The sequence below is a fragment of the Pseudomonas sp. 05N434 genome (genome assembly GCF_056396965.1).
The window spans coordinates 1-1,786 of record NZ_JBFTMK010000768.1 but is presented as its reverse complement, the minus strand read 5'-3'; the positions used below and the strand labels follow the sequence as shown (position 1 = coordinate 1,786).

Sequence of the window (1,786 nt, the reverse complement as noted above, 5' to 3'; positions counted from 1 at the left end):
GTCTTACAGGCAAAAAAGAAACCATATGATTGAATGCCTTGAACGTGAATTCCCGGTCAAGGCTGGTTCTGAAAGAAGTGTCACCTGGAACCATCCAGAGGGAGGTTTTTTCATCAATGTACAGTTGCCCTTCACCTTTGAATATTTTGAAATGTGCGAGTGCGCCAGGAACTTCAAGGTTATTGTATTTCCCACTTCCTTGTTTTCGCTGACGAATCAGGCTGTCACTCAGGTCAGATTGTCGTTTAGCAATGCGACAGAATCAGAAATCAAACAAGCGATAGGCAGCCTCAGGGCGTACATTGAATCCAGAATTCAGTAAAGCATCCTCCCGTCAAACCGTAGGGGATTGATGCCAAGGCTTACTCATCAGCCAATAAGAAATAAGCCTTGCCTCATTTCCCTATTAAGCTGCTGTGGCGAGCATAACGCCAGTGGCTACTTGGTAGGCACCCAGAATGGTTATGGTTGACCCGGAAAAATAGTTGATCAACCTGAGCTTTGATTGGGAGATTCTGGTCTTGAATATGGAGGAGAATCCGCTCAACCCCAGCCACCAGACAGCCGAGCCTAGAAATATACCTGTCACCATAGGCAGTACTGAGTGCTGACCGCTTTGATCATTAGCCATGCCGTCGCTCATGGCAGCAAATATCGCAATAAACGACAGGATGGTCATTGGGTTCGACAGTGTCAAAAACAGTGTACTCAAGTAGGCTTTTAACAGGTTGGCTCGTTCACCTGCCAGGGCTGTTGAGCTCGCTTTCGATTTTATTGTTTGATAACCAATGTACGCGAGGAACATCCCCCCCAAAATACACAACCATGGCTTAAAGCTAATGAGTGTCGCTATGATGACCGTGATTCCCAGCGCACCGACAAATCCATAGATCGAATCGGCTGTGGCCGCCCCTAACCCTGTCGCGAAACCTGCTCTCCATCCAAGCGCAAGGCTCCTCTGTATGCACAACAGCCCAATGGGTCCCACAGGGGCTGCGATACAAAGCCCAATGATCATCGACTTAATGAAAATCAACATAAATGCACCTCCGCAATTGATGCTTAAAGGTTAGGAGAAGTACATTTTTTTATGAATTAATTATTAATTCCCATAGAGGTTTTTTTGATAATTTTGTAAGAAGTATTCTTATCTTTCCTTCATTATTAAGGTGCACTCTGTGATGAGCCTTACTAAACACGATCGGGATGCCATTCGCCTTCGACGATGACACCGGCCAGGACGTTGCAGGCATTCCTGGACGACTCGGGTTTTGAAGGGCTTTGGATAAGAGGTTCGTTAGCGCATGGCGATCCGCTTGTGAGGCTAAAAATGGTGTCCACTGGGTCCATCCATATGACAGGATAGTTCGCGCAACTTGCACCGAGATCTGTTTACCAACGCATTCAAGATCGGCCCGCAAGCCCCAGAACCGCTCATGCATTCAGCCTGCGTCGCCTTCGGCATGGAGCGTCTGCTGTTGTCGCTGCTGGCGCAGATTGGAAATCCCGACACACTGCTGGCTCTTTTACGCGATGTGTTGGGCGACCATTGCGGCAGCCGCGAGACAAAGGAATGTGAATATGCGGCACTGGTTTGACGCAGGGGTGGCGAAAAGAATCGCCATCGTCTCGTTTCCGTTGATGGGGACGATGGTCGGCAATTTATTGATGATGCTTGTCGACAGGCTATGCCTGGCACACTACTCACAAGATACGCTGGCCGCCTCCGGTCCAGCAGTATTCACGAGCATGGCGATCATCGCTTTCTTCTGTAGCACCGTAGGCG

The 1,786-nt window shown here is 48.8% G+C and carries 2 protein-coding genes and 2 pseudogenes; 3 read left to right on the top strand and 1 reads right to left on the bottom strand.

Annotated elements, in window-relative coordinates; genetic code table 11:
• Positions 1 to 322: pseudogene (locus AC1DLB_RS29155) on the top strand (PLP-dependent aminotransferase family protein); the annotation flags it as partial.
• Positions 323 to 406: 84 nt separating this feature from the next.
• On the opposite strand, the gene AC1DLB_RS29150 reads toward AC1DLB_RS29155, so the two are convergent.
• The gene (locus AC1DLB_RS29150; protein WP_018927726.1) at positions 407 to 1,039 is read right to left on the bottom strand and encodes a LysE family translocator; all 633 of its coding nucleotides are present in this window, start codon (positions 1,037 to 1,039) and stop codon (positions 407 to 409) included.
• Positions 1,040 to 1,376: 337 nt separating this feature from the next.
• Between AC1DLB_RS29150 and AC1DLB_RS29145 the strand changes: the two genes are divergently transcribed.
• Together AC1DLB_RS29145 and AC1DLB_RS29140 are read left to right on the top strand one after the other, a co-directional pair.
• Positions 1,377 to 1,598 carry a hypothetical protein gene (locus AC1DLB_RS29145; protein WP_018927725.1) on the top strand — a complete coding sequence of 74 codons (222 nt, stop codon included), beginning with the start codon at positions 1,377 to 1,379 and terminating at the stop codon, positions 1,596 to 1,598.
• A pseudogene (locus AC1DLB_RS29140) lies at positions 1,582 to 1,786 on the top strand (MATE family efflux transporter); the annotation flags it as partial. The gene AC1DLB_RS29145 and the pseudogene AC1DLB_RS29140, both read left to right, overlap by 17 nt.